Origin of the sequence: Herbaspirillum sp. UBA812 (assembly GCF_002296545.1) — a bacterium.
Taxonomy (GTDB): Bacteria; Pseudomonadota; Gammaproteobacteria; order Burkholderiales; family Burkholderiaceae_D; genus Herbaspirillum; species Herbaspirillum huttiense.
The window spans coordinates 1-6,116 of record NZ_DBIC01000295.1; the positions used below are offsets into that span (position 1 = coordinate 1).

A 6,116-nucleotide genomic window follows, 5' to 3' on the forward strand; every position below is an offset into this window, starting at 1 on the left:
GGCCGGCGCGGGAAGTCTTGATGGTCACGTTGCCATTGTTGAGTGCGGCAGTGAGCACGGCCGAATCGACGTCGATACCGTAGTTGCTGCCCCAGAAGGCGATGGAGCCGATCTTGATGTCGGAAGGATCGAGCAGCCAGTTGCCGGCACTGCCGCGTGGTGCCAGGGTATTGACCGAGGCGGTGGAGCCGATCTTCAGTTTCACACCCGATGTTTCCACTGCCCCGCCATTACCGGACCAAGCCCCGCCACGCGCAGCGATGCTACCGTCGAAACGGGTCGTGCCATCCGACCAAAGGGCCACGCGGCCACCGTCGCCATTGCTGATGGCGCTGGCATCGATGCTGCTGCCGGTGGCCACCGTGGTCGAGGTGGCGTTCTGCTCGGGACCGGCACCGAGGAAGTTGCCGCCCACATAGGCCGTGCCGCCACCGGCATCGCCCGTCACATCAATCCTGCCGCCGCTGGTCTGGGCCACTGTGCCACCCAGCAGCTTGACCGTTCCGCCGGTTTCACCCGCGCTCCTGCCAGAAGCGTCCAGTGTGCCGCTGTTGGTCGCCGTGCCATGGCTGCCGGCTTCCAAGACGATGGTGCCATTGACGTTCTGCACGCTGCGCGCCTGGATGATGCCGGTGTTGTTGACCACGCTGGCCAGCACCGCATCGCGCGCACCTGCCGACAACAATACGGTACCGCCATCGGCCTGGATCAGACCGCCGTTGCCCGACAGGCTATCGAGCGTGCTCTGGTTCACGCGCAAGCTCACCAGGTTATTGCCGGCAAAGGAGAGCGTCACATCACTGCCTGCAGCCAGGGCGGTCGTGCCGGCGGTCGTGGCGATGCTGCCCTGATTGGAAACCTGCTTGCCGAGGAAGGCGACATAGCCGCCATTGGCGCTGTTGATGCTGCCCTGGTTGACGATGCTGCCGCTGCCCATGCCGCTGAAATTGCGCGTGCTGCTGCCCAGCGCGGCATCGTTGATGTCCAGGGTCGAGGCCACCAGTGAGCCGACGTTGACCTGGGCACCGGCACCAAAGAGGATGCCGTTGGGATTGATCAGGTAGACCTGTCCATTGGCATTCAACTGTCCCATGAACTGGGTGGCGTTGACGTCCTGGATGCGATTGACCGCAATTGCGCTGGCCGAGGGCTGGACGAAGTTGACCTTCTCCCCACTGCTGGTATTGAAGGATTGCCAGTTCACCGACAGGTTCTGGCTGCCTTGCGTGACAGTGGTGGTATTGCCGGACTGGCTGATGCTGCCGCTGCCGGCCGTGACCGCCCCTCCGCTGGGCCCGGCCATGGCCAGTGCGCTGGCTGCCGACAAGGCAGCCGCGGCAGCCAGCCGACGCGAGACTTTCTTGCCCTGCCCGCGCGTGCGTTCCGAGACGATGACCCAGGCCTGTTGCACATGGCTCCAGACCAAGCGATAAATTCTGTTCATGGACGCATGGCGCATGATGTGTTCCCCCCTGATGGCCGCGTTGCGCCGGATCGTCGAGTGGCGACCAAGCGCTGACAACGCGGTGACTACGGCCTATTGATATTGAATGTGGCGAGATGCTCGGCCACCCGGCGATCCAGTTCGGGACGCCAGGCCGGCGGCATCACCGCCAGCACCAGTTGCGCAATGCGCTCGATCAGGGCCTGCTGGTCCGCATCCTTGCTGGTGGCCTTGGCGGCGCTGTTCCACATGTAGATCCGGGCCAGCTGGTCGGCGCTCAAGGCGCCGGTGGCAGGATCAGGCGCAGCGTTGGCATACAGGACGGCCACCGGCAGATAAGCCGGCGCATAACCTTCGGAGGCCGCCCGTTCCAGCCAGGACAAGGCCAGGCGCAAATCCGCTTGCCCGCCCTCCCCCTGACTCAACATGAGGCCCAAATGAAACTGCGCCGCCAGGTTGTGGCGTTCGGCTGCTTGCTGATACCAGTAACGGGCGCGCTCCAGGTCTTGGGGCAGCTGCCGGCCTTCGCGAAAATAATCGCCCAGCCGCAACATGGCCGACGACGAGTCGGCTTGCGCCGCACGCACGCACAGCGCGAGGCCCTGCCCGAGGTTGCGCGGCAGCAGACGCCCGTCGATGTAGAGCTCGCCGGCTGAACACCAGGCGTAGGCGATGCCGGATTCGGCCGCCTTGACGTACCAGCGGACGGCCGCTGCGCCATCGGCTGCGCGACCAATGCCACCTGCGTAGCAGTCGCCCAGGAATTGCTGTGCGGCCGGAATATTGGCCTGTGCAGCCTGCTCGAACCAGCGGCAGGCAGCGACCGGGTCCGATGGGCGCCCCCAGCCTTCGCGTTCGAACAAGCCCAGGTTGAACTGCGCCAGGGGATTATCCGCAGCAGCACGGCTATAGAGCGCATGGGCAGAAGCGTAGTCCTTGGCGGCCAAGGCCTGATCGGCACCGGCCAAAGCTTGGCCCAGATCACGCGTGGCGGCCCATGCGTGGCAAGAGCAACCCAGTGCGACAAGCCACGCAAGGGTGCGAAAGAAATACACGATGAATTTCCTCAATCGATGAGCAGTGGGTAGCCTGGGCGGCCCACTGCTCATACCAACAACACCAACAACACCAACAATGCCAACAAGAACTTGAAGCGTGAATTCAAGTTGATTCTTGATGACTCAATTGTCACGCGACGGATAAATTCCGTTTTTCGCAGCAATGTAATAAGTCATTGCCAGATAAGGCGGCAGCAAATTAATGGGGACGCCGCCGCCCAGCGTATTGGTCACGCCCGGGGTCGTGGCACCGCTGCCACTAATGGTCGTATTGGCGTTGCCGGTCACAGCGACCGGTGCGGTGCTGCCGGCGGCTACCGTGAGCGTCATCGTGCCACCGAGGGCATTGTTGTTGAGGTTGCTGTCAGGCGTACCGTTTGCGTACAGGTTCGCTGTGGCGGCAGGAGGCTTGCCCAGATAGTTCCCCGATGGCGTGCCTTGGCCGCCGCTGCCGGAGACGGTCTTGATCACCAGCCCGGTGGGTGGACCGGAGACGGTGACGCCAGCCAGGTCGGCCGTACCCGACAAGCTGCTGAGGGTGGTAGTGGCCTTGATACCGGAAAGATTGACCGCAGCCGAGGGAATGAAGAACTGATGCTGTGGCAGTTGGTCCATCGTCAGCGTCACGCTGGCCTGCCCACCCTTTTTGCCGGCAGGAAAAGTGCCGTCGGTATTGGCCCCGATGATCACGCGACCACGCAGGTCAGGCAGCTTGAAATTGCTATTCGACTCACTACCGTAGGTAGCGCCGATGAGCGAATACAAGGCAGCGTACTGATTGACCGAAAGCAGCTGTCCCGTAGCAGGAACATAGGCATTGTTGAAGCTGCCGTAGGTGGCCGGCGTGGCCATGATGCACACGCTGGCCAGGACCGGCGTGTCAGAACATGCATGGCTGCTGCTACTCCAGAAGAATGCTGTTGTGGCCATCAGACCGACGGTCGACCACTTGCGATAAATGGATCTCACCCCTATACCCCCGTATAGTTATTAATGGAAAAGGAAGCAGACCTTTCATATTTTTCTTTGTGGATCTGAATTCCAAAATCAATTCTGAATGTAATTTCCGGTAAAGGCAAGAAATCTACTTTGCCGTTTGATTCAAATCATTCACGCGTGTCTTCTTGCTGCTTCAGCGCTCCGCCTCCGAGCTCTTCATTAAGAAAATCGCTTCATCTCGCCTCCGGTGAACAGGCTCAGACACGATGCCAGGACAGCAACGCGCTGCATGAAAGCGCTTCTGGCGGACGACCTTGATCTCCGCCTCGCAGGACTTCAGGACAGCTCTGCCGAAGGCTGCACCAGGCTATCGGGACGGATATCGGCAATGCGGCGCGCCCCCGTCAAGGTCATGGCCACCTGCATCTCCCTGGCAAACAGACTCAGCACATTCTCCACCCCGGCCTGCCCCTCTGCGGCCAGCGCATAGATGAAGGCGCGCCCCAGCATCACCGTATCGGCGCCCAATGCCAACAGCCGCACCACATCCAGCCCCGAACGCACGCCCGAATCCACCAGCAGGGCGAGATCCCCTTTCACCGCACTGGCGATCTCCGGCAAGGCGCGCGCAGTCGAGAGCACGCCGTCCAGCTGGCGGCCGCCATGATTGGAGACCACGATGCCATCGGCACCGAATCGGACCGCCTCGCGCGCATCCTCGGGATCAAGGATGCCCTTCAACAGCATGCTGCCCTGCCAGGAATCGCGTATCCACTGCAGGTCATGCCAGCCGATGCCCGGATCGAAATTGGCCCCCAGCCAGCCTACGTAATCTTCCAGTCCGGTCTTCTTGTTGAGATAGGCCGAGACGTTGCCGAGATCATGCGGACGTCCCAGCAAACCCACATCCCACGCCCAGCGCGGATGCGTGACGGCCTGCAGATAGCGGCGCAGCGCCGCGTTGGGCCCGGACATGCCCGAATGGCGGTCGCGATAGCGTGCGCCCGGCACCGGCATGTCCACCGTGAACACCAGCGTGCGCACACCCGCCGCCCAGGCGCGGTCCAGCACGTTCTTCATGAAGCCGCGGTCCTTGAGCACATACAGCTGGAACCAGATCGGCCGCGTCACCGCCTGCTGCACCTCTTCGATCGGGCACACCGACACCGTCGACAAGGTGAAGGGGATGCCCGCCTTCTCCGCTGCCCGGGCCGCCTGCACTTCCCCGCGCCGGGCGTACATCCCGGTCAGGCCGACCGGCGACAGCGCCAGCGGCATGGCCAGCGACTGGCCCAGCAGCGTGGTGGAGAGATCGACTTCGCCCACTTCCTTGAGTACCCGCTGACGCAAGGCCAGCTGGCGCAGGTCCAGCGAATTGCGCGCCAGCGTGTGTTCATCGTAGGCACCGCCGTCGATGTAGTCGAACAGGAAACGCGGCAAGCGACGCCGGGCGGCTTCGCGGTAATCGTGGGTGGAAGAGATGATCATGATGGTCCTGGTAACGTGAAAGAAATCAAACGGCAGCGGCACGCCGTGCACGGGCGGGGGCTTCTTCGATGTCCAGCAGGCGCTGCTGTACGAAGTCGAGATGCGCATTGGCATGCTGGCGCGCCTCCTCGGCGCGGCCGGCGAGGATGGCATCGAGGATCTGGCGATGCTGCTGATCCAGTTGGACCACGATGTCCGGCAGGCGATACAGCTGGCGCAGGGTGTCGGCAATGCTGATCTCCAACAGCCGCAACAGCCCCGACATCACCTGCCGCAACACCACATTGCGCGAGGCCTGGGCGATGGCGAGATGGAAGGCCGCATCGGTGCGCGCCTGTGCGGCCAGATCGTCGAGCGGCGCGGTGGAGACGGCAAGATAGGCCTGCTGCAGGCGGCGCTTGTCGTCGTCGCTGGCGCGCAGGGCGGCGAAATAGGCCGCATCGCCTTCCAGCGAAAAGCGGATCTCGGCCACGTCCTTCCAGTACCCGGCATCGCTGCGCGCCAGTGGAGCCAGCGGCTGCAAGGCCTCGGCAATCGGGTCGGTCAGCGCCGCCTGCTCGTCGTCCGCCATGAAGGTGCCGCCACCGTGGCGCGCCACCAGCACACCCCGGCTGGCCAGCACGCCAATGGCCTCGCGCAGGGACGAACGCGACACCCCGAACTCGGCCGCCAGCGTGCGTTCAGACGGCAGCTTCTGGCCCGGTGCCAGCGCTTGCCGGGCAATCAGGCTGGCCAGGCGATCAACCAGGGGAGAGGCAGTCATCGGCAACTCACTTTCTTGGTGGTCGGACCACTTTGCAGGATCCTTGGGGAGGAATTGCAGTCGATTGTAGTATTCGCTTCTCGGACGCCACAATGCCTTTGCATAGTGGTCCGACCACTTCCGTATTTCGCCATGCGACTCCTGCTCCGTTCATCTGCCCGTCCGCTCGCTGCCCATGCCCGCCGCATTGCCCGGCGGCTGGAACTGCGTTCCTTCCCGCTGTTGCAGGAGCAGTTCAATGCCGGGGAAGGCGTGCGCGCCGGCGTGGCCATTGCCTTGCCGCTGGCGGCTGCGATGCTGAGCGGCCAGCGCTGGCTGGCATGGGCCGTGTTCGCGGCCTTCTGGACCTGCCTGTGCGACGCGCCGGGGCCGCACGCACAACGCCGCAGGCTGCTGGGCGGCTTTGCCGTGGCAGGCACGGCGG

General features: G+C 63.5%; 5 protein-coding genes and 1 pseudogene. 1 reads left to right on the top strand and 5 read right to left on the bottom strand.

Annotation, left to right across the window (positions count from 1 at the left end; all coding sequences use genetic code 11):
• The 5 genes from B3873_RS20295 to B3873_RS20315 all read right to left on the bottom strand — a co-directional run.
• The coding region (locus tag B3873_RS20295; protein ID WP_286868623.1) for a filamentous hemagglutinin N-terminal domain-containing protein at positions 1 to 1,444 on the bottom strand (1,444 nt) is incomplete at its 3' end.
• A gap of 86 nt (positions 1,445 to 1,530) precedes the next feature.
• Entirely contained in the window at positions 1,531 to 2,391 is an 861-nt protein-coding gene (locus B3873_RS20300) for a tetratricopeptide repeat protein (protein WP_286868624.1), read from the bottom strand.
• Between the two features lie 234 nt (positions 2,392 to 2,625).
• Positions 2,626 to 3,354: a phage tail protein gene (locus B3873_RS20305; RefSeq protein ID WP_232729749.1), complete on the bottom strand. Its 729-nt coding sequence runs from the start codon at positions 3,352 to 3,354 to the stop codon at positions 2,626 to 2,628.
• A 423-nt stretch (positions 3,355 to 3,777) separates the two neighbouring features.
• Positions 3,778 to 4,929 carry an FMN-dependent L-lactate dehydrogenase LldD gene (gene lldD, locus B3873_RS20310; RefSeq protein ID WP_286868629.1) on the bottom strand — a complete coding sequence of 384 codons (1,152 nt, stop codon included), beginning with the start codon at positions 4,927 to 4,929 and terminating at the stop codon, positions 3,778 to 3,780.
• Between the two features lie 25 nt (positions 4,930 to 4,954).
• On the bottom strand, positions 4,955 to 5,692 hold the full coding sequence (locus B3873_RS20315) for an FCD domain-containing protein (protein ID WP_286868630.1): 738 nt from the start codon (positions 5,690 to 5,692) through the stop codon (positions 4,955 to 4,957).
• A gap of 132 nt (positions 5,693 to 5,824) precedes the next feature.
• Between B3873_RS20315 and B3873_RS20320 the strand changes: the two are divergent.
• Positions 5,825 to 6,116, top strand: a pseudogene (locus B3873_RS20320) (FUSC family protein); the annotation flags it as partial.

Excerpts from the sequence above, each read along its gene's own strand:
- B3873_RS20305 (WP_232729749.1), bottom strand. The coding sequence starts at position 3,354 with ATGGCCACGCCGGCCACCTACGGCAGCTTCAACAATGCCTATGTTCCT.
- lldD (WP_286868629.1), bottom strand. The coding sequence starts at position 4,929 with ATGATCATCTCTTCCACCCACGATTACCGCGAAGCCGCCCGGCGTCGC.
- B3873_RS20315 (WP_286868630.1), bottom strand. The coding sequence starts at position 5,692 with ATGACTGCCTCTCCCCTGGTTGATCGCCTGGCCAGCCTGATTGCCCGG.